The organism is Paraburkholderia sp. RL17-383-BIF-A, from assembly GCF_046028015.1.
Lineage (GTDB): Bacteria > Pseudomonadota > Gammaproteobacteria > Burkholderiales > Burkholderiaceae > Paraburkholderia.
In genome coordinates this window covers 51,122-73,716 of record NZ_JARESR010000022.1, presented here as the reverse complement: position 1 = coordinate 73,716, position 22,595 = coordinate 51,122, and the positions used below count along the sequence as shown (strand labels likewise).

23 protein-coding genes are annotated in these 22,595 nt (G+C 64.4%); 8 read left to right on the top strand and 15 right to left on the bottom strand.

The genetic code is table 11. The annotated features are described in order from the left end of the window. The first annotated feature begins 316 nt into the window (after positions 1-316). Entirely contained in the window at positions 317-583 is a 267-nt protein-coding gene (locus P0D71_RS23540; protein WP_091803471.1) for a hypothetical protein, read from the top strand. 102 nt (positions 584-685) lie between these two features. On the opposite strand, the gene P0D71_RS23535 is transcribed toward P0D71_RS23540, so the two are convergent. The 15 genes from P0D71_RS23535 to P0D71_RS23465 all read right to left on the bottom strand — a co-directional run bounded on the left by P0D71_RS23535 (position 686) and on the right by P0D71_RS23465 (position 15,228). Beyond that, positions 686-1,348 (bottom strand): ankyrin repeat domain-containing protein, encoded by a 663-nt coding sequence (locus P0D71_RS23535; protein WP_408482361.1) that lies wholly within the window; start codon positions 1,346-1,348, stop codon positions 686-688. Positions 1,349-1,363: 15 nt separating this feature from the next. Then, the gene (locus tag P0D71_RS23530) at positions 1,364-1,984 is read right to left on the bottom strand and encodes a c-type cytochrome (protein WP_408482407.1); all 621 of its coding nucleotides are present in this window, start codon (positions 1,982-1,984) and stop codon (positions 1,364-1,366) included. 2 nt (positions 1,985-1,986) lie between these two features. Next, on the bottom strand, positions 1,987-3,720 hold the full coding sequence (locus P0D71_RS23525; protein ID WP_408482360.1) for a pyrroloquinoline quinone-dependent dehydrogenase: 1,734 nt from the start codon (positions 3,718-3,720) through the stop codon (positions 1,987-1,989). Between the two features lie 271 nt (positions 3,721-3,991). Continuing rightward, positions 3,992-4,945: a vWA domain-containing protein gene (locus P0D71_RS23520; protein ID WP_408482358.1), complete on the bottom strand. Its 954-nt coding sequence runs from the start codon at positions 4,943-4,945 to the stop codon at positions 3,992-3,994. Continuing rightward, on the bottom strand, positions 4,942-5,526 hold the full coding sequence (locus tag P0D71_RS23515) for a tetratricopeptide repeat protein (protein ID WP_408482357.1): 585 nt from the start codon (positions 5,524-5,526) through the stop codon (positions 4,942-4,944). The genes P0D71_RS23520 and P0D71_RS23515 overlap by 4 nt, the downstream gene beginning before the upstream one ends. Continuing rightward, entirely contained in the window at positions 5,523-6,509 is a 987-nt protein-coding gene (locus tag P0D71_RS23510) for a vWA domain-containing protein (RefSeq protein WP_408482355.1), read from the bottom strand. The genes P0D71_RS23515 and P0D71_RS23510 overlap by 4 nt, the downstream gene beginning before the upstream one ends. Beyond that, entirely contained in the window at positions 6,506-7,342 is an 837-nt protein-coding gene (locus P0D71_RS23505) for a calcium incorporation protein MxaA (protein WP_408482354.1), read from the bottom strand. Before P0D71_RS23505 ends, P0D71_RS23510 begins: the two co-directional genes overlap by 4 nt. Before the next feature lie 119 nt (positions 7,343-7,461). Then, positions 7,462-8,325: a DUF58 domain-containing protein gene (locus P0D71_RS23500; RefSeq protein ID WP_408353560.1), complete on the bottom strand. Its 864-nt coding sequence runs from the start codon at positions 8,323-8,325 to the stop codon at positions 7,462-7,464. Positions 8,326-8,328: 3 nt separating this feature from the next. Then, a complete protein-coding gene (locus P0D71_RS23495) occupies positions 8,329-9,348 on the bottom strand; it encodes an AAA family ATPase (RefSeq protein WP_408482352.1) in 1,020 nt (339 codons plus the stop codon). Positions 9,349-9,558: 210 nt separating this feature from the next. Beyond that, positions 9,559-10,143: a DUF3280 domain-containing protein gene (locus P0D71_RS23490; RefSeq protein ID WP_408482350.1), complete on the bottom strand. Its 585-nt coding sequence runs from the start codon at positions 10,141-10,143 to the stop codon at positions 9,559-9,561. Next, entirely contained in the window at positions 10,140-11,102 is a 963-nt protein-coding gene (locus tag P0D71_RS23485; protein ID WP_091803496.1) for a LysR family transcriptional regulator, read from the bottom strand. Before P0D71_RS23485 ends, P0D71_RS23490 begins: the two co-directional genes overlap by 4 nt. Before the next feature lie 15 nt (positions 11,103-11,117). After that, positions 11,118-11,867 carry a hypothetical protein gene (locus tag P0D71_RS23480; RefSeq protein WP_408482406.1) on the bottom strand — a complete coding sequence of 250 codons (750 nt, stop codon included), beginning with the start codon at positions 11,865-11,867 and terminating at the stop codon, positions 11,118-11,120. An 11-nt stretch (positions 11,868-11,878) separates the two neighbouring features. Continuing rightward, entirely contained in the window at positions 11,879-12,790 is a 912-nt protein-coding gene (locus tag P0D71_RS23475) for a substrate-binding domain-containing protein (RefSeq protein ID WP_091803502.1), read from the bottom strand. 30 nt (positions 12,791-12,820) lie between these two features. Then, on the bottom strand, positions 12,821-13,240 hold the full coding sequence (locus tag P0D71_RS23470; protein WP_408482348.1) for a c-type cytochrome: 420 nt from the start codon (positions 13,238-13,240) through the stop codon (positions 12,821-12,823). A gap of 170 nt (positions 13,241-13,410) precedes the next feature. Then, the gene (locus P0D71_RS23465) at positions 13,411-15,228 is read right to left on the bottom strand and encodes a methanol/ethanol family PQQ-dependent dehydrogenase (RefSeq protein WP_091803508.1); all 1,818 of its coding nucleotides are present in this window, start codon (positions 15,226-15,228) and stop codon (positions 13,411-13,413) included. Between the two features lie 423 nt (positions 15,229-15,651). Here P0D71_RS23465 and P0D71_RS23460 point away from each other — a divergent pair, with 423 nt between their 5' ends. The 7 genes from P0D71_RS23460 (at position 15,652) to P0D71_RS23430 (ending at position 22,539) form a co-directional block, all read left to right on the top strand. After that, positions 15,652-16,050, top strand: a complete 399-nt coding sequence (locus P0D71_RS23460; RefSeq protein ID WP_091803514.1) for a 4a-hydroxytetrahydrobiopterin dehydratase — start codon at positions 15,652-15,654, stop codon at positions 16,048-16,050. Positions 16,051-16,229: 179 nt separating this feature from the next. Continuing rightward, entirely contained in the window at positions 16,230-17,258 is a 1,029-nt protein-coding gene (locus tag P0D71_RS23455) for a beta-ribofuranosylaminobenzene 5'-phosphate synthase family protein (RefSeq protein ID WP_408482346.1), read from the top strand. 116 nt (positions 17,259-17,374) lie between these two features. Further along, positions 17,375-18,316 carry an NAD(P)-dependent methylenetetrahydromethanopterin dehydrogenase gene (locus tag P0D71_RS23450; protein ID WP_408184218.1) on the top strand — a complete coding sequence of 314 codons (942 nt, stop codon included), beginning with the start codon at positions 17,375-17,377 and terminating at the stop codon, positions 18,314-18,316. Between the two features lie 43 nt (positions 18,317-18,359). Further along, a complete protein-coding gene (locus P0D71_RS23445) occupies positions 18,360-19,562 on the top strand; it encodes an ATP-grasp domain-containing protein (RefSeq protein WP_408482344.1) in 1,203 nt (400 codons plus the stop codon). Beyond that, the gene (gene mch, locus P0D71_RS23440) at positions 19,537-20,577 is read left to right on the top strand and encodes a methenyltetrahydromethanopterin cyclohydrolase (protein WP_408482405.1); all 1,041 of its coding nucleotides are present in this window, start codon (positions 19,537-19,539) and stop codon (positions 20,575-20,577) included. The genes P0D71_RS23445 and mch overlap by 26 nt, the downstream gene beginning before the upstream one ends. Next, the gene (locus P0D71_RS23435) at positions 20,574-21,608 is read left to right on the top strand and encodes an ATP-grasp domain-containing protein (protein ID WP_408482343.1); all 1,035 of its coding nucleotides are present in this window, start codon (positions 20,574-20,576) and stop codon (positions 21,606-21,608) included. Before mch ends, P0D71_RS23435 begins: the two co-directional genes overlap by 4 nt. Next, the gene (locus P0D71_RS23430) at positions 21,601-22,539 is read left to right on the top strand and encodes a triphosphoribosyl-dephospho-CoA synthase (protein ID WP_408482341.1); all 939 of its coding nucleotides are present in this window, start codon (positions 21,601-21,603) and stop codon (positions 22,537-22,539) included. The genes P0D71_RS23435 and P0D71_RS23430 overlap by 8 nt, the downstream gene beginning before the upstream one ends. The last annotated feature ends 56 nt before the right edge of the window (positions 22,540-22,595 follow it).

Here is a 22,595-nt window from a genome sequence, read left to right as displayed (position 1 = left end):
GGCCTCTCCGGCGCAAACTTGAATCGGGCACAAAGCGTCGGATTCAACGTGGGCCTTTTATGCCACGCTATAAGGGTTGATACTGACGCCGATATCCGATCGGTAAATCCTTCGCGAGCGAATTCGCTGACGAAGAAAAACCTGCACCCTGGTTTCTGGCCTCCGCTTTAAAACGAGGCACGGCATGTCTGCTCTATTCCGCTCCCTTAAGATTTCCTTCAGCATTTCCCCTTAAATTCGAGGCAGACCGTTTTCCAGCTTCGTACGAACGGACTCAAGAAGGCCTGCGGTCGGCCCACAAAAAAAGAGAGATTAGATGGCAAGGGGAAAAATTAGCGCGGCCGTCGGGAATGCTCGCTCTGCGTATGCGCTCGAGCTTGCAAGAGGGCGCTCATACATTGGCAGTACGCTGACGCCGGCGACACGCAGCAATGCCATTACCGAAGTATTCGCCGAATTCGTCGAACTATATGGAGATCGAGAATTAGCCTTGTTTCAAAAGCTTCTTGCGGAGGATCTGCAACGGCAAGGTCAGCCCGACGCTTCGTTGGCCGTGCTTGAATTCAAGCTCCGTATTCGGTGAACGAGCGCTTCGTTCGAACGATGAGCGCCGCCTAACTTTAGCGTCAAGGCGCTCACTCTTCTCAACGCATGTGCGTCCGCGCATGCCGGACTCATTCCCGCACTATCCGGCAGATAACAGACGAGCCACCTGGTCCGACTTCGTCTGCACCGCGATATCCTTCGCCGTCAATCCCCGATTATCCTTGAGCGACCGATTCGCTCCGCGTGCGATCAGCAGCCGGACAGTATCCGCGCGATCGTATCCCGCAGCCCACATCAGCGCAGTGAGGTCGTTCTTATAAGGACGATTCACGTCGACCCCGGCATCGAGCAGTTGACTCACCACCTTCGATTGTCCCTGGCCGGCCGCATACTCCATCGCAGTCTTGCCGATGCGATCCGTGGCAAAAGGATCGGCGCCGTGCGCCAGCAGCAGCGCGACGATTTCATCAAAGCCGCCGTACGCCGCGGCCATCAACGGTGTGACGCCCGGCGCGCTGGCGTGCTGAACGTTCGCGCCATGTTCGATCAGCATCCGCGCCGTTCCCACATCGCCTTTTTTGCACGCGGTAATTAGCGCGGTGTCGCCGATGCGGTTCATGGCATCCACTGCGGCCCCGCGTTGAAGCGCCGCGAGAGCCGACGGCTCGTCTCCGTCTTTCGCGGCCGCAAGCAGTTGCCTGTTTGTTTCTCCGTCGCCTTGCGCCTGCGCGGACATGCATGCGCCGAATGCGCCCGCAAGCAACACGACAACAGCAGTGGTACGGATGAGAGTTTGTTTCACGGCATCGCCTCCCTGCTATTGGAGATTGTTGATGTATGCGGCGAGATTGCGAATGTCGTCGTCTGTCAGATTGCGGGTCACACTGGCCATGTTGCCGGCGTCGTTGGTCCGCGTATGCGAACGGAAGTCCTGCATTTGCTTGACGATGTACGGATACAGTTGACCCGAGACGCGTGGAATCTCGTTCTGACCAGAAAAGCCGCCCAGGTGGCACATCGTGCATAACACCTCGGCAGCTTTATTCTTTCCGGCTTCGATGCTGGCGCTATCCGCCTTGAATGGAACGGACACCAGCTTTTGCGCGGCGAAGTAGTCGGCCAGATCCTGCATGTCGTCGCGCGAAAGGTTCGCCGCCATCGGCGACATGCGCGGATCGCTGCGCCGCCCTTCCTTGAAGTCCTTGAGTTGCAGATAGAGATAGCGCGCGCTCTGACCCGCGAGAATCGGATAGTCCGGATTCGTCGAATTGCCCATCGGCCCATGACAGGCCACGCACACCTGCGCTTTCGCCTTGCCCGCCTCGGCGTCGGCGTGCGCGTTCAACGGCAGCCATGCGGCGGCGAACCAGCCGCACAGCCATGCCGTCCATGAGCGGCTCGCCGCTCCCCGGGTTCCCCGTAGCATCAGCATGCGCATCGTCATGGCAGCGCAAAAACCACCACGGTGTTGCCGCGCTTGAAGTCGAGCTGGGTATTGCCGCCCGCCGCGACCGCGACGTATTGCTTACCGTGCACCATGTACGACACCGCGGGCGCATTAACGCCGGCGCCGCACTGGAACTCCCAGAGCTTCTTGCCGGTGGCGGAATCGAATGCGCGGAACAGGCCGTTGCCTTCGCCGTTGAATACGAGACCGCCCGCCGTCGCCAGCACGCCGCCTATCAGCGGTTGTTCGGTCTTGAAGTCCCACGCCACCTTACCCGTATCGACGTTGACCGCGGAGAGCTTGCCCCATTGCTGTTCGGCCGCGATCGTCTTGAACGCGCCGCCCAGCCAAAGCTTGCTGCCACCCGGATAGGCCGCGTCCTCGACCTGATACGTCATCGGTTGATGCAGATTGGCCGCATACACGAGGCGCGTTTGCGGATCGAACGCCATTGGCGACCACTCGACTCCGCCGTTCGCGCCGGGCAGCATCCGCGCGCCCGCGGCTGTTGGCAACGTCCACATGTTCTCCTGGGGAATCATCGCCTGCGAATAGCGGATCAGCCGCCCGGTGGCGCGATCGTGAACGTACACGTGGCCGGTCTTGCCGCCGTGCACCACGCCCGGAATCATCTTGCCGTTGGTGTCGCGCACGTCGATCAGCATCGGCGGGCTCACGGCGTCGAGATCCCACACGTCATGCGGCACGTACTGGTAGTGCCATTTGTATTTGCCGCTGTCCAGATCGATCGCGACGAGCGAATCGGTATAGAGGTTGTCTCCCGGGCGGATCGCGCCATACAGGTCCGGCGAGGGATTGCCCACCACGAAGAACACCGTATGCGTTTGCCGATCGACGGCGGGCGCCATCCACACACCGCCGCCGAGCGTCTTGTAGAAATCACCCCCCTTCGCGGCGAGCTGTTTTTTCTCGGCATCGATATCGCGTTTCTCGTCGCGGCCAGTCGCGTCCTTCGTGGCCCACACGCCTTCCTGGCCGGTTTCCGGAATCGTATAGAACGTCCACAGCAATTGACCGGAGTTTGCATCGAACGCTTTGAGGAACCCGCGAATGCCATATTCGCCGCCGTTCGTGCCAATCAGCACCTTGCCGTCGACGACCGTCGGCGCCATCGTTTCCGAGTAGCCCTGATCGGGATCGGCAATTTGCGTTTGCCACAGCACGTTGCCGGTTTTCGCGTCGAGCGCGACGAGTTTCGCATCGAGCGTGCCCATGAAGAGCCGGTCGCCGGCTATGGCCACGCCGCGATTGTTGGGCCCGCAACAAAACGTCGTGACCGAGCCCATCTTGTGCTTGTAATGCCAGAACTCCTTGCCCGTGACCGCGTCGACCGCATACACGTGGTTAAACGAGGTGGTAATGAACATCACACCATTCGATACGATCGGCGCCGTTTCCATCGACTCGTTGACGGCTGTCTGGAAGATGAAAGCCGGTCTGAGTTTCGCCACGTTCGTCTTGTTGATTTGTGCGCCGCGGTAGTAGCGCGTCTGCGCGTAGGAACCGTTCGAAAGCAACCAGTCGTTCGACGTGGTGGCCGCCTTGTCGAGTTGATCCTGACTCACGGGCTGCAGCGTCGACGGCACGGGTGAGCTCGTCGTAGTCGAAGTGTTCTGAACTTCGTCGGCGGCAAAAGCAGAAGGTAGGCCGATTGCAATGGCGAGCAGGGAAAGACCAATAGCATCTGGAATGCGAACGAATGGCATGAGCGTCTCCTTGGCTTTTTATTGTTCAAGAATTTCAGCGCTGGAGTGCGGCATTCATCCACGCCAGCAATGGCGTAGAAAAGCAGGATGGCACAACCCTCTCAAACAACAAAAGCGTACGATTTAGAACCGTTGATTGCTTTGTCAGAATGGGTCGGCTGCGCACAGACGGGCGAAGGTCATGCCCTCGCCCCAAAAGGCCGGCTCGCTTAAGCGTAGGCGATACGCTCCAAATTTTCCAGACCCTCGACAGGTATTGAGCAGAGCGGATTTACCCGTATGACGAGTTCGCACGTCCGGCGCTCACGCGACGCGTGGCCGAGTGAAACTCCGGTGCGAATCGCCAGGCGAGCAACAGCAGCGCCAGCAGCGCGGGACACCAGCGCAAATCCGTCGGCACCGGTTCGCGGTGAGCGAATCGCGCATCGAGCAGGGCCTCGCTCAAGGACGCAGTGCTCGACAGGCGGCGATATCCGAAGCCGATCTGTTCGGCCACGGCGGCAAGGTAATGCCCGTGCAATTCGGACAGCTCCTCGTGGCTTTCCGCCCGCGTTTCGGATCCCGGCCGCGTGGGTACCTGAATCACGTCCTCTGCCTGCCAGTAGCCGTCACGCCGGCCGTCGGAATCGGTACGCGGAATGGGCGCGGCCTGATCGCCACCAACGCCGATCAGCCAGCCCTTGACCTGAGCGGGGTTGATGTCCCGCGCCGGCGCATCCGAAGGCAGGATTGGCGGCGCCTCCTGTCCATCGGTAGCGAACACGACGGCCGCGCCATGACCGATATCCTGCGCCACGCGAACCGCGGAATAGACGCCGCCCTCGGCAATGCGGCTCCAGTTGGTCCAGCGCATTCGCCAGTCGATCCTGTCGAGCGAGGACAGTAACGCATCGTAGTTGCTGCAGACTTCGACGGGCGGCAGCAACAGCAACGTCCGCTGACCGGTGAACACACTCCACCCAAGCTTCGACCCGCATGGCAATCGCCCCAGCGCGTCGCGCGCCGCAGCCCGCGCGAACGCCAGGCGGCTCACCGGTGCGCCATTCAGTGCGATGTCCTCGACATCCATGCTCTGCGTAATGTCGAAGGTGACGATGTAGCTGAACGTATTGCGCGGCAGTACCACGCGAGGCATGGCGACCGCTGCGATCAACAACACGAGCGCCACGGGCGTCGTCCAGTGCCGCCGGCCGGAAAGCCCACGCTGCGGCGCGCCGAATCTCATGGCAGATCCTTGCTCTGCGGATCGCTCACCTTGACGTTGTGCTGCGACTTGACCTCCGGCGATTCCGCCGTGGAGTGCGTTTCAGGCGCGAGCCACAGCGCCCGTTCGAGGTTATAGCGCGCATCCCAATCGTCCGGCGCGGCACGCAGCAAAGTCCGGTAGCGCGCCTTGGCCTCCTCGATCATGGCGGCCGACCGGACCGTGCCGGAGCGGCTGTCGCCCATGCTCTCACGCAGGTACATGTTGCCAAGATCGAACAGCGCCGCGCGCCCTACCTCGCCAGATTGCCCCTCACGGATCAGGTCCTCGAAGAGCGGGCCTGCCCTGTCGTAGGCACCCACGTTCGACAACGCGATGGCGCGCGCGAGTCGAACCTGGCCGTCCTCGCGTTGGCCCTGTTCGTCGCGCAGAGCGCCTGTCGCGGCCGCTTTGCCGGCTGCTTTGGCTGTTTCAGCCGCGACTGCCGCGACCGCCTGATTGACGTGCTGCGCGTGCCGCAGGCGAACCCCGTCATACGCCGCGACACCGGCGCAACATAGCGCGACGGCCGCGAAGATGAGATGAATCGACGCGCGCTTCATGACCAGGCCCGCACCTGAAGCAGCCGCAAAGCCAGCAACAGCGCACAACCGGCCAGCGCGAGCGCGAAACAATACGGGCTGAGATCCTGCCGTGGCAAATGCTCGACAAACGAAGTCCGCGCGTTTTGCTGGCGGTTGATCTCGGCCATGGCGTCCTTCATCGCTCGCGCATCGCCGGCCTGAAAGAGGCGATACGGTGTCTTCAGCGAGAGGAAGAAACGATGCAACTCGGCTTCGGCCGAAGACTCACTCGCGGGAACCGCAGCGTTCAGATCGGGACTGTAGGTGCCGCTGCGCAAGTAGATAAAGTAAAGCGCGATCTTGTTGCGCGTCAGTCCATCCTGAATGAGACGCCGTACTTCCGCGTCGAGTCTCGCACCACCGTCCGAGACGAGCACGATCGCCCGGCGCCCCGACGATGCCCAGCCATTGAACTCGCCGATCGCCGCCAGCAACCCATGGTCGAGTTGCGTGTCCGGCATGCCGCGACCCACCGCCGTGCCCGCAATCGCGACTTCGATCACACGGGAGTCGTAGGTAAACGGCATCGCCAGCACCGAACTCGTGCCGAACATCATGAACGCAAGCCGGTCGTTGGGCCGTTGAGCCACGAAGTTCGTCAACGAAGCGCGCGCCACCTTGTTTTTCGATTCACCCGCCGGCGACTCCACCCCTTTGCTATTCATCGTTTCGTCCATGCTCGCACTGCGGTCCATCAGGATCAGGATCTGGGCTCCGCTGCCGGTACGCAGCACTTGCCGTTGCGAGCGTCCCGGACCGGCGAGGCCAACCACAATCGCCGCTATCGCCAGCACGGCACTGCCCCGCACGACGAAGCCGAGCCATTGCCCGACGCGATCCTCCGGAAGCCATGCGACCCAGGAGAAGGCCAGCGTGTCGCCGCGTCGTGGCAACAACGGCAGCGCGGCTAACGGCACGAGAACAAGCAGCCACGGATAGGCGAAATCGAATGCGGTGTTCATCGCTGATGGCGCTGCTCTGCGCGATACAGTGCGCGGCACAGCCCTCGTAGCGGATAAGGGGCGAGCGCCGGTGCAGGCGTGAAGAAGCGCTCGGTCGATTGCTGATAGAACTGTTCGAGTTGCGTGCGTAGAGGCTGCAAATACGGCGCTCGCGCGAACAGGCTGGGCAAAGAACCCGCGTGAACGACATGGCCCGCTGTTTCATTCAGTGCGCGGTGCAGGCAGAGCCATGCATCGGCAGACGTGTCCGCGTTCGGCGGGTCCAGTCGCCGCATCTGCCGCCACGCGCGCGCAAACGGCAACCGCGCCGACTCGTGCCAGTTGCGCCACCGCCACCAGCCTGCCCACGACAGCAGCGTCAGCAGCAGCAGGCCAAGCGCGAAACTCGCCTGCCGCCGCAGCGGCGCGGTCGGTAGCGCAGGAGCCTGCCGGTCAGGCCGCATCAATTGCAGGTCACCGGCATCGAAGGCATCGACCTGTGTCATCGGGCCGATGCTGAGCGGCCACTCCGCGACCTGCAGCGTCGCGCCGGACGCCGAGGTCAATGTCAACGCCGGCAGAGCAATCCTGGTGAGCGTGGGCGCGACGTTGACGATCTGGTAGTCGATTACCATCCAGCGACGACCGTCGGCATCGGTTTCGAACCGGGCGGGCCGCCGTTCCAGCCACTCGTCAGTGCGGCCGACGGAAGGCGGCGCCATCGAACCCGCATCGTGATCGCCGGCGGACAGCAGAATGCGTTGCGTGAGGATATCGCCGAGCAGGTGGCCGAATGCGCGCGGCTGTTGAACCGTTGGCTGAGACACAACGGCCGGCCCTGCGGCGACGCTCATTAACGGCATCGGTGCCAACACCACCACCAACAACCACGCTAGCGAAGAGACAAACCTCTTCGCGACAGATGTCCCGCGCAGCGAACTATATGATCTGCCAGCGCAGCGCCCATCGAGTCTCATGCGATCGTCTCCAGAAAATAGCGCGACATCGCCTCTGGATCAAAAGCACTCTCGATGTAAAACGGCTGCATGCCACGCTTGCCGAACATCGTCGCGAGTTCAGCACGCCGCCGCGCGACAGCCTCGCGCCAACGCGCGCGCACGCTGCCACGCAGCCATAGCGTGCGCTGCCGGGCGGACTCGGCGTCACGGACCGCAAGCAGCGGAGCGCCGTGCGGTGGTGCGATCTCAGCGGTATCCCAGACCACCATCGGCACCACACAGGCATGAACCAGCAGGTCGAGTACGGCGGGCAATTCCGCGAGCGGCCAGTGAAAATCCGAAACAAGGAAGATCAGCGCGCGCCGCCCGGCCAGCGTCGAAGCGGCGCGTTGCAGCCCGGCAATGCCGCCGCTTCCGGCTGTGTCGCTCGTGCTGTCACGCAACATCGTCGCGAGCAGGTTGCCGACGCCCCGCCCGTATCGCGCCGGCATGAATAGATCGTCACGCGCGGCGTTATCGAAGGCGAGCATGCCCAGCTGATCGCCGACGCGAAACGCGCTATATCCCAACGCCTCGACAAAGTCGGCGGCAACCTGCAATTTCGTCTGGCGCGTGCCGAAGTGCATGGAAGCGGAAACATCGACGATCACCTGCACCGGCACCGCAGCGCGCTGCAGGTGAACCCGCACCAGCCATTCGGAGCGTGCGGCGCGCACGCTGGCGCGCAAATCCAGGCGGCGCGGATCCGGGTAGTCGAAAAGGCGGCCGTGCATCGCGAATTCCTGGCCGGCGCCGAAGCTCGATCCCGGATGCGAGCCGGGACGAGAACCGCCTGCGCGCATCGGCAAACGGTAGTGAAATTCGGGGGTCGCGTTCATGGCTCAGGGTACGGCCAGCCTGTTCATAATTTGCGCCGTCAGCGCTTCGGCGAGCTCCTGGCGGCGCAGTTCGTAGATCGGCGTGAAGAACACGCGATGCCCGAGCGCCGGCATCAGCACCGCATGAATATCCTCCGGCACCAGATGCGTACGGCCGGCCAGCCACGCCACCACGCGCGCGGCGCGCAGCAGCGCGCTCATGCCGCGAGGGCTCGCGCCCGCCAGAATGAGGCGATCCATATCGACGCCGTCGAGCGCAATGCCGAAACGCTGTGGCGTTTCCGTTGCCTGCCAGATATCCAGAACGTAGCGCTCGATCGTCTCGCTCGACTGCACACTCTCCTGAATGACCGCGCCGACCTGGTTCAACTGTTCCCAAGGAACGATCGCGGGCGGCAGTCGCGCAAGCAGCATGTCGACGTCATGGAACGTCGGATCGAATACCAGCGCCCGCCGCACGTCGGGCTCGGTCGGCGTGGGCATGCCCAACTCGAACAGGAAGCGATCGCGCGCGGCCGATGCAAGCTCGAAGGTCTCTTCCTTCTCGACCTTGTTGCGGTCGGCGAAGACCGTCATATGCGGAAAGCGGAATTCGCGATCGAACGCCCACACCGAACGCTCCGCCATCGCGCGCAACAGAAGCGACTGAACCTGCGGGCGCGCGCGATTGATCTCGTTGAAAAAGAACGTGGTCAGCCCCTCGCCGTGTCGAAGCAGCGGACCGGGGTCGATGCGCGGCCTGCCCTCGGCGTCGACGTACGTGTGATAGACGAGATCGCCCGGCATCAGATCGATGGTGCCTTCCACGCGTTCGAACTCCCCGCCCACCACCCGCGCAAACGCGCGCAATACGGTTGTCTTGCCGACACCGACTCCGCCTTCGAGGAGCACATGACCGCGGGCAAACAGGGCGACGGTGATGAGACGGATGATCTGCGGCTGGCCGATCACGACGCGCGAGACTTCATCTTCGATCTGCAGCGCATGCACGCGCCAGTCCTGAAGCAATTCGCCAGCACCCATCGATGCAATCCCCTATAGCAGACAATTCAGGCGCGAGCTCGTCACGAACCCACCAAATGAATGTGCTTCTCATGGCTATGCGCGGACGTCGCCGCATACTCTGTGCCAGTACGCTGCCGGGCGCAGCAGGCGCGCCCGCGCGAGGAACGATGTCAACGTGTCACGTATTCGAGTACACAGTGTGCCGCCGCTGAAGAATCCCGGACCCTCTCACGGTGAAATGCTGCTCGCTGCCGAACCCGCCGCCGCACTGCCGGCAAGCAGTCCGGCCAGCGCCGCTGCGCCGCGGCGCCAGGATACGTCGGTATTGCCGCGGATATCGACCGAACGCTGGAAGACGGTTGCGCCGCTCGCGACATCTTCGATATGCAGGTTGATATTCAGAATCAGGTTGCTGACTTTCTGGACCCAGCACCGGCCGACCTGTTCGACGCCGAGTTTGCGTCCCACTTGCCGGGCACAGTCAGCGCACGCGTTCAGATCTTGCGACGCGCCGAGTTCGGCGATCAGACCAGTGGCGGGCGCATTGTCGGCGACACGATAGCGCTGGGTGTCGCGCAACTGCTCGCGCAGCGACTCGCTGACCATTTCGATGCGCGCTTGCTGGATGCGGTTGGTCGCGGCATCGTTATAGGCCGCGTTATCGTCGATCAGCACGCAATCCATGACCGCGATCGAGGTCGGCGCGCCGAACGCCTGCGGGCACGCGAGCGCCACGCAGATCACGCCGAGGGTCCGCACGTATCGCACGTACTGCACGTATCGCACAAACGCCCCACGTCCTGTCATGCTCATCTCACCACTCCTGATTTCGCGGGCAACGTGGTGTATGGCGCATACTCGCGCTCCAGATAAACGGCGGCCTGCTCCAGCAGGAACTGCCGGAACACCGTGCAGGTCGGCGACAGTTGTTTGGCCCGCAAATGCACGACTTGCCACGTCCGTTCGATCGGCGTGCCGTTCACGTCGAGCAACGCAATTTCCTTGGTACGCAGTTCCAGCAGCAGCGTATGCAGGGAAATCAGACTCACCCCCATGCCGGCCATGACCGCCTGTTTGATCGTTTCGTTGCTGCCGAGCGTGACGACCTTCGCGGGCGTGAAGAGATGCTGCCTGAACATTTCTTCGGCCGCCATGCGCGTACCCGAACCGGGCTCGCGCAGCAGGAACGTATCGCCGCGCAGTTCCTGCAGATCAAAGCGCCGCGCGCCGCATAACGGATGGTCGAGCGGCGCGATCACCACTTGCGGATGCCACGCGAGCGGCTCGGTCGTGGTGTCGAGTTCCGGCGGTGGCCGCCCCATGATGGCGAGGTCGATCGCATTGTCCTGCAAGAGGCGTAGCAGCGCGTCGCGATTGCCGACGGAAAAGTGCACATCGACCTTGGGATACAGGTGCGAATACATGGCGAGCAGCTTCGGCGCGAAGTACGTCGCGGAACTGACTATACCCACCGCGATCGAGCCGCTATCGGCCTGCTTCAGCGAGGTCATCGCGTCTTCGGCATCCTTGATCTCGCCTAGAATGCGGCTCGCGTGGTGGCTGAGCATTTCACCCGCTTCGGTCAACGTGAGCTTGCGCGCAATGCGTTCGAACAGCCGCAGACCCACCGCCTCTTCGAGCTGATGAATCTGCATCGACACCGCCGGCTGAGTCAGATGCAGTTCCTCCGCGGCCCGTGCGAAGCTCGTGTACCGGCTCGCCACCACAAAGATCTGCAACTGACGCAAGGTCAGCGAGCGGATGAAATTCACCTTGGCGCGGCCTCGCTAACGGCTCGCACGAGGCGCGTCGGAAGGCTTCACCGGCGCATGCGGCGCGTGCGGCGGCGACGGCAGTTTTTGCAACGCCGCCTGGAAGCTGAGCGTCTCGGTCTGCACCGGATGTGCAAAATCGTTGTTCGCGCCGGGCACGTCGGTGCGGATCAGCGCGACCCGGCCGGGCAGCGAATCCGCGATCAGGAACGTATAGCGCTTGCCGGTGTATTGCGCGAAGCGTTCAGCATTGGGGTCTCCCAGATACGGCTGCACGACGATCTGCCGAGCCTTGACCGTCTTGCCGCCGATCTGACTGGTCACCGTCTCGATCTTCGGCCCAGCGGCGAGCGCGAGCCGCAGACGCTGCTGGAAGTAGCGCCGTTGCCCGCCGGTCAGGTTCTGCATCTCCGTGATATCGCGTTCGAGGAAATAGATGATCACCGGATTGCACTGCAACCCGGCATTCGGCAAGGGCACGGCTCCGCTGTGATCGGACACCTGGGCATCGCCTTTGGCATTGTCCGCGCTGAGCACCAGCACCTTGACGACGTCCGTGCTGTGCGCCGGTTGATTCGAGCTGAGGAACGTGTAGTCGAGCTCGGTTTGCTGCTGCACGCCCTGCAAATGATCCGTCGTGAAGATGAGCCGCTCGGCGGCCGAGATTTCATCGGCGTTCGCGGCAAACGCCGCGGCATGCATCCCACACGCCACGCACGCGACACCCACAGTAAGTACATGCCGCCACGCGCGGCGCAACCGCATTCGCGCACCCTTCATGGCGACCCGTCCGCGGGCTTGCCGGCCGGCGTATCGACGGGCTTCAGAAGCGGTACTTCATAGCTCGTGAGGATGCTGTCGATCTTGTCGTGGTTCGCGCCGATCCATTGATCGACCTTGTCCTTCCACGCTTTCTCGCCGTAGCGCACGCCCATCGAGATCGTATAGTCGAAGCGGATCCCCGGCGTGGCGGGGAATGGCACGAGCTTGACCGTATCGCCGGAACGCTTGGCGAAGTAACCCGCAATCGGCCCCCACAGGAACACCACATCGACATTGCCCGCCTGCAGATCCTTTTCGATCATCTGGCCGGGATATTCTTGCGGATCGCCGCTTTGCACCTGATACGAAACCGCCTGATCAATCAGGTCATGACTGAGCAGCCAGTCGACCGCGGGCGTCTGCGAAAAAATGCCGAAGCGCAGTTTGTGCAACTGATCCGGCGGCAGCTTGAGCAGATCATCAGGCGTGTTGATGCCGGCGAGTTCAGGCCGCTTGGTAAACACCATCGCATACGTGGAACGCAGGTAGGGCTGCGTCGTGGAGGTCATGTCGTAGCCTTTCGGCACGCCGATGATCAGGTCGCACTTGTAGCGCTCCGTCTCAGGCACCTTCTCGCGCAACGTGTGACGCACGAAGCCCATGCGCTGCGGAAAATAGGTGTACTCGAGCTTGTAGCCGAAATCGCTCGCCATCTGGCTTGCAATCCGGTTCTCGTAACCTTCGCCTTTGTTGTTGGACAAAGGCATGTTGTTCGGGTCCGCACAGACTCGCAGCACGCCGTCGGCGCCATCGTTATTCGGCATTGCCTCGCCTTCGGCACGCACCGCGCCGCCTGCAATCACCGCGTAGCACAGCGCGGCGGCGACGAGCGCGACGTGCGTGGGCATTCGTTTGCCATGACGCATCGATAACCTCCTGAAGTAGAGACGCGGGCGCTATTTCGCGTCGATGGCCTGCAGATCGCCGGGCTTGATCTGGCCGTCGGAGCGCCCTTTCAGATAGGCGTAAAGGTTCTCCCAGTTCTTCTGCATCATCTGGCTCGAACTGAAGTCGGGCATGCCCTTGTCGACCCGGCCGCCGAATACGGTGCGGTGAAACTCCGTTTTGTCCAGCGTCTTGAACGCTTCGACCAGCGACGGTCCGACCATGCCCTGCTGTTGCGCGCCGTGACAGCGTTCGCAAGCCAGCGCGCGCCAGGTCTTCCATCCTTGCAGCGTATTGCTGTCGACCTTGCTGCCATCGACCACCTTGTACGCCACCTGGGCAATCGCGGGATTGGTCTGGGCGAACGCAGCGGGCAGTACGATGAAAAAGGCGGGCAGAGCCGCCCGCAACAAGATTGATCGGCCGTTCATATGCACATGTCTCCTTCAAAGTGGGGCCGCGCCTCGCGCGTTTCATCGACGCGTAGACGAAAAGGCGCGGCCCGGATAACTCGTAGACGACTCGTGTGATCGAAGGCGCTGCCGGCTGCCCGACTCTTCACAGGGCAAACCGGCCGCGCGTTTCAACCTGACCCGGCCGTTCAGCTGTTGCCGCCGGGAATGGCGAACACAAACAGCGTGCCGCCGAGTGCCGTGTACTTCGCAAGCTCGCGATAACCGCCCACCGCGCCGAGGCCTTCATTCGACTTCTCGAGGCCCGCCGCCATGCCGATACCGGCCCAGCCGCCAATACCCGAATAGACGCCGATGAACTGCTTGCCCTGATACTCGTAGGTAAACACGTTGCCGATGATTCCCGACGGTGTCTTGAAGCGCCACAGTTCCTTGCCGTCCTTGATGCGCACGGCCTTGATGTAGCCTTCCAGCGTGCCGTAGAAGGCCACGCCGCCCGCGGTCGCGAGCACGCCCGACCATACCGAGAACCGCTCCGGCTTGGACCAGACGATCTTGCCCTTCGAAGCATCCCAGGCAATGAAGTTACCCATCGAGTTGTTGTCGTTCGGGCCCGGATACATCGACAGCGTGGCGCCCACATACGGCTGGCCCGACACGTAGTCGACATCGAACGGCTCATAGTCCATGCAGACGTGGTTGGTCGGCACGAGGAACAAGCTCGAGCCCGGGTCGAACGCTGCCGGCTGCTGGTCCTTCGAGCCGAGCGCCGCCGGACAGATGCCCTTCACGTTGTGATCCGAGCCGGCTGCCTGCGTCGAATAGGCCGCGTTGCGAATCGGCTTGCCGCTCTTCATATCGACGTGATCAGCCCAGTTCACCGCCGGATCGAACTTCTGCGCAACCAGCAGTTGTCCGGTTTCGCGATTCAACGTGTAGCCGAAACCGTTACGATCGAAGTGAACGATAGCCGGAACCTTCTTGCCGTCGATCGACAGGTCCGACAGGATCATTTCATTCACGCCGTCATAGTCCCACTCGTCGTGCGGCGTCATCTGGTAGACCCACTTGGCCTGACCGGTGTTCAGATCACGCGCGAAGATCGACATCGACCATTTGTTGTCGCCCGGACGTTGCGTCGGGTTCCATGTACCCGGATTGCCAGTGCCGTAGTAGACAAGGTTGAGTTTCGGATCCCACGCGTACCAGCCCCAAGTGGTGCCGCCGCCCAGTTTCCACTGATCCCCCTTCCACGACTTCAGCGACGAGTCCGCGCCCACCGGCACCATCTTGCCGTCGGCATAGGTCGTCGTCTTGTCGGGATCGATCAGCATGTCCTTGTCCGGACCCGTACTGTAGGCCGTCCAGGCCGGCTTGCCGGTCTTGATGTCATACGCAATGAGACGCCCGCGCACGCCGAACTCGCCGCCGGAGATGCCGGTCAGCACCTTGTCGCCGAACACGTGCGGCGCGTTGGTGTTGGTTTCACCTGCCTTGGGATTGCCGTTTTGCGCGGTCCAGACCACATCGCCGGTTTTCGCGTTCAACGCGACGAGTTTGGTATCCGCCTGCTGCAGGAAGATCTTGCCGTCGCCATAGGCGAGCCCGCGGTTGACGGTATCGCAGCACATCACGGAGACCACCGACTCGTCCTGCTTCGGCAGGTACTGCCAGATGAACGTTTGATCCTTCAGGTTGATGGCAATGACCTTGTTAGGGAACGGCGAGTGGATATACATGGTGTCGCCGATCACGAGCGGCGAGCCTTCGTGGCCGCGCAGCACGCCGGTCGACATGGTCCAGGCGACCTGTAGTTTCCCGACGTTGTTTTCGTTGATCTGCTTGAGTGGGCTATAGCGACGGTTGGCATAATCACCCGCCTGCGCCGCCCAGTTGGACGGATTCTTCATGAGCCCGTCGAGCTGCGAGTCGGCCTGTGCAACGAAAGAACTCAAGGCTGCCGACGCGAGGATCGCGAGCCCAAGAACCGTGGTGCGTAAGTTCATGTCTCCTCCAGAATGGTCTTGCTGTTCAACTCACGAATGACCCACGCTACCTCGTCGCATCGGGCGCGCCTCCTCGAATGCGGGTAACGATCAGCGCCGCTTCCCGATCGTTGCCGGGCTTTATGGCGCATGACGGCCAACGCATATTCCATGCCGGAATCGAACCACCGTGCGCATCCTTCGCCGCCAGAAGCTCGTCCGGGCGCGCCGCGCGGCGAAGCGTGCCGCGCATCGGCAGCGTGGCCGCAACGGCTGCGCCGCCCCGGGTGGGACATACTGTGTCACGCGCCGGTACGAAGCGTGTCCGTCGCGAAGCAGGCAGCAACAAAACGCGCGCACCCAGGGCGCGACCCGTTCACTGGCTCGTCATTTGCAGCGCATCATGTGGTTAAGGGTGGTTCCAACACGTGTGGAGCAACGGTCATGGCAAACGCAGAACAGGTCTACTCCGACGAGGAGATCCAGCAACGCCTCGTCGGCCCGCTACAGCACTGGTATCTGGAAGACGGCTGGCTGCGGCGCAAATACCGCACCGAAGGCTGGAAAGGGACTTTGATGGTCGTGAACGCGGTGGGCCATCTCGCGGAAGCGGCCTGGCATCACCCTGATCTCACGGTCTCCTACGCATTCGTCACCGTGAAGCTCAAGACGCATTCCGCAAAAGGCATCACGGACAAGGACTTCGCGCTCGCCAGCAAGATCGAGTCGTTCATTCAGTGGCAGCCGGGCACTGAAGGCGGCCCCCTCGAAGGCACGCCGACGGACGATCAACGCTTCCGCTATATCAAGTACGACAAGCCGAAAACCACCCCGAGCGATTGAAGCGCGCCGCCGCGTGCTGCGGGCCTGGTACGGCTTTCGCTTGAAGTCCCCCGCCGGGCCGCCGCGCCGCGGCACGCGCGGTCGCCGCGGCGGCCTCTTCGGGTATGCCCGCTCATGCACGGCAACTCATGCACTGCAAGTCATGCGCGGCCACTCAAGCACGAACAAGGACACTCGCGATGCAGCTTCACGTTCGCCGCCTTCCGCCTCAAGCCACCGTGTCGGTCGACGCGCCCGCGCGGCTGCATCTGGGGTTTCTCGATCCGAACGCCTCGCTCGGACGCGCGTTCGGCAGTCTCGGGCTGGTCATCGACGGCGCGGGCACCCGCGTCGAAGCGCGGCTCGCCGAGCGCGACCGGATCGACGGTGTGGTGACCGATGCGGAACGCGAGCGCATTGCGATCTGTCTGGAACGGCTGCACGCGGCCTACGACCCGACGCCCGTCGCGATCGAGGTGGTCCGCACGCCGCGCGCGCACAGCGGCATGGGATCGGGCACGCAACTCTCGCTCGCCGTGGGCAGCGCCTTCGTTCGTCTGCTCGGCCACGTGGCGACCACAGCCGAGCTTGCCAGTCTGCTCGGACGCGGCGCCCGTTCGGGCATCGGCGTACTCGGTTTCGATTCCGGCGGCCTGCTGGTGGACGGCGGACCGTCCGGCGATCTGCATGCGGGCGTGCCGCCTCTGCTCGCGCGCCAGCCGTTTCCCGATAGCTGGCGCGTGCTGCTTGTCAGCGACAACGCCCGCGAGGGCCTGCACGGTGCTGAAGAGCGCCGCGGCCTCGCCGCGCTCGCGCCGTTTCCGCAACAACTCGCCGCGCATTTGTGCCACCTCGTGCTGATGAAGATTCTGCCGGGCGCCGCGGAGCGCAACATCGTGCCCTTTGCGCAGGGTCTGACGCAGATGCAGCAAACCATCGGCGAATACTTCGCGCCCGTGCAAGGCGGCGTGTTCGCGAGCCCCGATGTCGAGCGCGCGCTGCGCGCCGTGGCCGCCGAGCGGACCGCGGGCATCGGCCAGACCTCGTGGGGACCGACGGGCTTTGCGATCGTCGCCGACGCGCGCGAAGCCGAAGCTGCGCTCGCCACGGCACGCGAGGCCACGCGCGGACTGCCGCACATCGAATGCACGATCGTCACCGGACGCAATCGCGGCGCGACGGTGCGCTCCGCCGAAGCACGGCAGCAGCAGCACATCGACGCCGCATGATGCGCCTCGGTCCCGCGCTCCGGCCCGCCGATCCGCCAGCCGCGGACAACCCCGCGCCGCCACGATCCCTCCCCTGCGCCCTGCATGAGAAATGTCACTGAAACGAGCCGCCCGCCATGTCCGACACCACTGAAAAGCCCGCTGAAAGACCTTATATCCTGCACATGTTCACGGCCACGCCGCAGATGAGTCCATTCGACGTGAACATGGCCGCCGACGCCGGCTACCAGATCATCGTGCCGTACTGCGGCGTCGATGCGGGGATGGTCGCGAACCTCACTCAGGACGCGATTTTCTCGCGTGGTCCGAAGGGTGTGTCGCGCACCGGCATCTTCATCGGCGGGCGTGACGTCATGCTCGCGGCCGACATGCTCGACAGCGCGCGCAAAGCCATGGTGCCGCCGTTCGAAGTCTCCGTGTTCGCCGATCCGAGCGGCTCGTACACGACCGCCGCCGCGCTCGTCGCGTTGGTGGAGCGGCATCTCGCCAAGGCCTTCGGCATGGAACTGGGCGGCAAGCGCGTGCTGATTCTTGGCGGCACCGGCGCGGTGGGACGTGTGGCCGCGGCCATGGCGGCCTCGCTCGGCGCCGACGTGTCGATTGCAAGCCACAGCGACCCGGCGCGCGCGATGCATGTCAGCGACGACATCAATCAGCGCTTTGGCATCGTCACCAAGGGCGTGGGCACGGCAACCCCGGCAGAACTGCGCGCCGCGTTGGGCGAGGCCGAAATCGTGCTCGCCACGGCCATCGCCGGCGTGCAGGTGGTCGGCACCGAGGATCTCGCGCATGCCAGGCATCTGCTGATTGCCGCGGATGTGAACGCCGTGCCGCCGGAAGGCATCGCGGGCGTCAACGTGATGAACGACGGCAAACCGATCGGAGGCGTGCCGACGGCGGGCGGCGCCATTGGCATCGGCGCGCTGGCGATCGGCAATGTCAAATACCAGGTGGAGCATCGTCTCTTCATCCGCATGCGCACCGGCGGCAAGCCGGTCTACCTGGGTTTCCCGCAAGCCTTCGACGAGGCCCGCGCCGTCGCGGCCGGCCTCGGTTGAGCGCGCTGCGTCGCACCCGCGCGTTACCACGACCCGAGTCGCCATGAAGCCGCGCCCATTGCTCCCGCACGCGCCGTTCGTCGTCGTGGCGGGACTGTCCGCCCGCATGCTCGCGCAGTCCGCCGCGCGCGCCGGCCTGCGCGTCGCCGCGCTCGATGTGTTCGGCGACCGCGATACCCGTGAGGCGTCCGAGTTGTGGTTCGACATTGGCGGCGGGCCATTGGCGATCGACGGGCAGCAACTCGCCGCAGCGCTCGAACGCACCGCGCGTTTGCCGGGCCTCATCGGCTGGATCGACGGCAGCGGGCTCGAGCCGTTCGTCGCGCACTTGTGCGCGATACCCGGCCTGCCCCGCTTCATTGGCAATCCTGTGGAAGCGAGCGCCGCGGTGCGCGAACCGCAGCGGTTTTTCGCGCTGCTGGACGCGCTGGATATTCCGCATCCGCCGGTCGCCTTCGCGCCGCCCGCTACCACGCAAGGATGGCTGGTCAAACGCGCGGACGGTTGCGGCGGCACCCATATCGAGCCGGCCTCGGCGTTCGGCGATGCGCGCGTGCCCGCGCAAGCCTATTTCCAGCGCCGACGTGACGGGCGCTCGCTATCGGCACTATTCATTGCCGCTCGCGGCAGTGCGCGCGTGCTTGGCTTCGCGGAGCAACTCACCTGCGCAATGGGGCATCTGCCTTTCGTTCATACCGGATCGATCGGTCCGATCGATCTGCCGCCGAGCGTGGTGGCACGCGTGCACGCGGCCATCGCCGCGCTTAGCGCGCAGACCGGCCTCACCGGCATCAATAGCTGCGACTTTCTGCTCGACGGCGACGCGTTCGAACTGCTCGAAATCAACACCCGCCCCTCGTCGACGATGACGCTCTACGAGACCGCGTCGCCGCACGCGTGGCCGCGCGGCCTGCTCGCCTGTCATATCGAAGCCTGCCGCCACGGCCGTCTGCCGCCAGCGCCCACTGCGTCGCCGTGGCGCGCGGGTCAACAGGTGCTGTTCGCGCCGCGTCCGTTCGCCGTCTCCCCGTCCTTCAGCGACGCCTGCCTGCGCGACCCGCTCTGCCGCGACGTGCCCATGCCCGGCATGCGGATCGACGCCGGCGACCCGGTCTGCACGCTGCTCGTGCGCGCAACTTCGGTGGACGCCGTGCGGTACGCGCTCGCCGCGCAGCATGCGCTCGTTCTGCAACGAATCGAAACCTGTCATGAACCCGACTATGCCTTCATCCAATGCCACTCCTGACGCGCCGCAACCTCCGCAGCCGCCGCTCGCCGGTGCTGCCGCGCTAAGCGTCAACGCGCTGAGCGAGCGTCTCGTCAGCCGTCTGGTCGAGGACGCCGTGCGCTTCGGCGCGGCCATCACCCACACGGAACACGGCACCGTGCTGGTCGACGCGGGCGTCACGGCGCCCGGCAGCGTCGCGGCCGGCGTGCTGATTGCGCGCATCTGCATGGGCGGCCTCGGCCACGTCACGGTGCGCGAAAGCCTGGACGCGCAGCCGCTGTGGCCCAGCATGATCGAAGTGCGCACCTCGTGGCCGGTGCTCGCCTGCCTCGGCAGCCAGTACGCCGGCTGGAGCCTGTCGGCGACGAAGGAACAGACCGGCGGCAAGAAGTTTTTCTCGCTCGGTTCGGGTCCGGCGCGCGCGCTGGCGGTGAAGGAGCCGCTGTTCGCCGAACTCGGCTACCGCGACCGGCACGAGCGCGGCGCGCTGGTGCTCGAGGTCGATCGCCTGCCGCCGCAGGTCGTGATCGACAAGGTGCTGCACGACTGCGGCCTCGCACCTGAGCGGTTGACGCTCATTACCACGCCGACACACTCTGTCGCGGGAACGGTACAGGTGGTGGCGCGTGTCGTCGAGGTTGCGTTGCACAAAACGCATGTGCTCGGCGTCGCGCTGGACGAGGTGGTGGAAGGCGGCGGCTCGGCGCCGCTGCCGCCACCCGCGCCGGACGGCATTCAGGCAATGGGGCGAACCAACGACGCGATCCTGTACGGCGGCCGCGTGCATCTCACCGTGAAGCACGATGCCGTGGCCAGACAGCTCGCCGAGGAATTGCCCGCATCTACTTCACGCGATTACGGCCGCCCTTTCGCGGACATCTTCACGTCGTTCAATTACGACTTCTATCAGATCGATCCCGCGCTGTTCGCGCCCGCCGAAGTGTGGGTGAGCAGTCTTGAGAGCGGCGCGACGTATCACGGCGGGCGCGTCGACGCGGCATTGCTGCACGACCAATGGGGCGGCAAGCCATGAGCGTCCCCGAGCCTCACGCCGACTCCGTCACCCCGCGAGCGACTCTGCGCATCGCGATCATGACCGACGAAACGGGCTGGCATACCGGACGCCTTAAAAAAGCCTTCCGCGCGCGCGGCGCGGAAGCACGCTGCATCGATCTGGCGGATTGCCGGATCGACACGACGTGGGAGCCGTATGGCCTGGTGCTGCCGGGCTTCGGTCACACGCTGCCGGACGCGGTTTTCGTGCGCGGCATTGCCGGTGGCACCTTCGAGCAGGTCACGCTGCGGCTGGGCATCCTGCATGCGCTGCGCGAGTCCGGCGTGCCGGTCTACAACGACGCGCGCGCGATCGAGCGCAGCGTCGATAAATCGATGACGAGTTTTCTGCTGCACCGCAACGGCGTACCGACGCCCGCGACATGGGCCGGCGAATCGGCGGCATTCGCGCAGCGCGTGCTGATGCGCGAAGCGGCGGCCGGACGCCAGGTCGTGCTCAAGCCGCTGTTCGGCTCGCAAGGCCACGGACTCAAACGGCTCGGCGCGGGCGGCCCCCATGCTGGCGCGCTGGCCCCTCTGCCCTCGCTCAAACCGTATCAGCAGGTTGCATATCTACAGCGCTATATCGATGGCGGCCGCCCGGGTTTCGACTGGCGCGTGCTGGTGATCGGCGGCCGCGCCGTGGCGGCGATGCGGCGGGTCGGCGGCAAGGGCTGGATTCATAACTTCGCGCAAGGCGCGACATGCGAGGCGGCCGAACTCGATCTGCCGCTCGCGCAAACCGCGGTGCGCGCCACCGAGGCACTCGGACTCGACTATGCGGGCGTCGACCTGATTCCCGATCCCCAAGACGCTGCCCGGCCGCTCGTGCTGGAAGTGAACGGCGTGGCGGCATGGCGCGGCCTGCAGTCGGTCACGCCGGTCGATCTCGCCGCGGCGCTCGCCGACGACCTGCTGCAGCGCAAGCTGCCCGCGCAGCGCCGCGCCGTCAGTGAGCCCGCGCAAACCGGCGAGGCCGCCGTCGTGGCGTTGCATGGACGTCATGGCTGAGCCTCCCTGTTCCGTCGCAGTCGACGAGGTTCACGCCGCTTTCCTCGCGGCCTGCCGGCTCGATGTGGAAACGCCCAAGCCCGGCAACGTCAGCGTGCAAAGCGCCGGCCACGGCATGCGCGCAGCCCAGTTCATCACTAGCGCGCAGGCCGCCGCCGATGCGCTGCTCAACCGCGGCGCGCCGGTCGGCCAGCGCGTGCTCGATGCGCTGACCCGCACGCGCGACGCGGTCGGCTGCAACACGAACCTCGGCATCCTGCTGCTCGTCGCCCCGCTCGCCGCGGCGCTGGAGGACACCGTGCGCCCGCTGTCGGCCAACGCCTGGCGCACGGCGACCACACGCGTGCTCGCGCGGCTCGATATCGACGACGCGCGCCTCACGTACCGCGCAATTGCGCTCGCCAACCCCGGCGGTCTCGGCGAAGCCCCCGAGCAATCGGTCCACGAGCCGCCGACCGTCAACCTGCGCGAGGCGATGACGCTCGCCGCCGGACGCGACAGCATCGCCCGTCAATACGCGGAGGGCTTTCGCGACATCTTCGAAACCGGGCTCGCCGCATATCGCGAGATGCCCGCCGATCAGCCACACGTCGCGACCCTCAATGTGTTTCTGACCTTTCTCGGCCACTGGCCCGACTCTCACATTGTGCGTAAGCAAGGTCGCGCCGTGGCGCAGAGTGTCACGCTTGCGGCACGCGAGCGGCACGCGCAATGGCGCCTCGCGCTCGCGCAAAAGCACCCTGACGCGGCGGCTCAACCGCTCGATGCATGGGATGCCGAACTGAAGGCGAGCGCGATCAACCCGGGCACCAGCGCGGACCTGACCGTGGCGACGCTGTTCGTCGCCGGCTGCCTCGCCTGCGCCTGCAACGCCGGCGCATCGCCACGCGAGCGGAGCGAACCGCGCACTGGCACGGATCCTGTTAGTTAGTGCCACCGTGCATCAACCAGCCGCCCGGCGATCGGGCAATACGATCGCCACCGGCG

What these genes read in the sequence shown, in the direction of transcription:
- P0D71_RS23540 (WP_091803471.1), top strand. Translation starts at nt 317, where the DNA reads ATGGCAAGGGGAAAAATTAGCGCGGCCGTCGGGAATGCTCGCTCTGCG.
- P0D71_RS23530 (WP_408482407.1), bottom strand. Translation starts at nt 1,984, where the DNA reads ATGCGCATGCTGATGCTACGGGGAACCCGGGGAGCGGCGAGCCGCTCA.
- P0D71_RS23525 (WP_408482360.1), bottom strand. Translation starts at nt 3,720, where the DNA reads ATGCCATTCGTTCGCATTCCAGATGCTATTGGTCTTTCCCTGCTCGCC.
- P0D71_RS23520 (WP_408482358.1), bottom strand. Translation starts at nt 4,945, where the DNA reads ATGAGATTCGGCGCGCCGCAGCGTGGGCTTTCCGGCCGGCGGCACTGG.
- P0D71_RS23515 (WP_408482357.1), bottom strand. Translation starts at nt 5,526, where the DNA reads ATGAAGCGCGCGTCGATTCATCTCATCTTCGCGGCCGTCGCGCTATGT.
- P0D71_RS23510 (WP_408482355.1), bottom strand. Translation starts at nt 6,509, where the DNA reads ATGAACACCGCATTCGATTTCGCCTATCCGTGGCTGCTTGTTCTCGTG.
- P0D71_RS23505 (WP_408482354.1), bottom strand. Translation starts at nt 7,342, where the DNA reads ATGAGCGTCGCCGCAGGGCCGGCCGTTGTGTCTCAGCCAACGGTTCAA.
- P0D71_RS23500 (WP_408353560.1), bottom strand. Translation starts at nt 8,325, where the DNA reads ATGAACGCGACCCCCGAATTTCACTACCGTTTGCCGATGCGCGCAGGC.
- P0D71_RS23495 (WP_408482352.1), bottom strand. Translation starts at nt 9,348, where the DNA reads ATGGGTGCTGGCGAATTGCTTCAGGACTGGCGCGTGCATGCGCTGCAG.
- P0D71_RS23490 (WP_408482350.1), bottom strand. Translation starts at nt 10,143, where the DNA reads ATGAGCATGACAGGACGTGGGGCGTTTGTGCGATACGTGCAGTACGTG.
- P0D71_RS23480 (WP_408482406.1), bottom strand. Translation starts at nt 11,867, where the DNA reads ATGCGGTTGCGCCGCGCGTGGCGGCATGTACTTACTGTGGGTGTCGCG.
- P0D71_RS23475 (WP_091803502.1), bottom strand. Translation starts at nt 12,790, where the DNA reads ATGCGTCATGGCAAACGAATGCCCACGCACGTCGCGCTCGTCGCCGCC.
- P0D71_RS23470 (WP_408482348.1), bottom strand. Translation starts at nt 13,240, where the DNA reads ATGAACGGCCGATCAATCTTGTTGCGGGCGGCTCTGCCCGCCTTTTTC.
- P0D71_RS23465 (WP_091803508.1), bottom strand. Translation starts at nt 15,228, where the DNA reads ATGAACTTACGCACCACGGTTCTTGGGCTCGCGATCCTCGCGTCGGCA.
- P0D71_RS23460 (WP_091803514.1), top strand. Translation starts at nt 15,652, where the DNA reads ATGGCAAACGCAGAACAGGTCTACTCCGACGAGGAGATCCAGCAACGC.
- P0D71_RS23455 (WP_408482346.1), top strand. Translation starts at nt 16,230, where the DNA reads ATGCAGCTTCACGTTCGCCGCCTTCCGCCTCAAGCCACCGTGTCGGTC.
- P0D71_RS23450 (WP_408184218.1), top strand. Translation starts at nt 17,375, where the DNA reads ATGTCCGACACCACTGAAAAGCCCGCTGAAAGACCTTATATCCTGCAC.
- P0D71_RS23445 (WP_408482344.1), top strand. Translation starts at nt 18,360, where the DNA reads ATGAAGCCGCGCCCATTGCTCCCGCACGCGCCGTTCGTCGTCGTGGCG.
- mch (WP_408482405.1), top strand. Translation starts at nt 19,537, where the DNA reads ATGCCTTCATCCAATGCCACTCCTGACGCGCCGCAACCTCCGCAGCCG.
- P0D71_RS23435 (WP_408482343.1), top strand. Translation starts at nt 20,574, where the DNA reads ATGAGCGTCCCCGAGCCTCACGCCGACTCCGTCACCCCGCGAGCGACT.
- P0D71_RS23430 (WP_408482341.1), top strand. Translation starts at nt 21,601, where the DNA reads ATGGCTGAGCCTCCCTGTTCCGTCGCAGTCGACGAGGTTCACGCCGCT.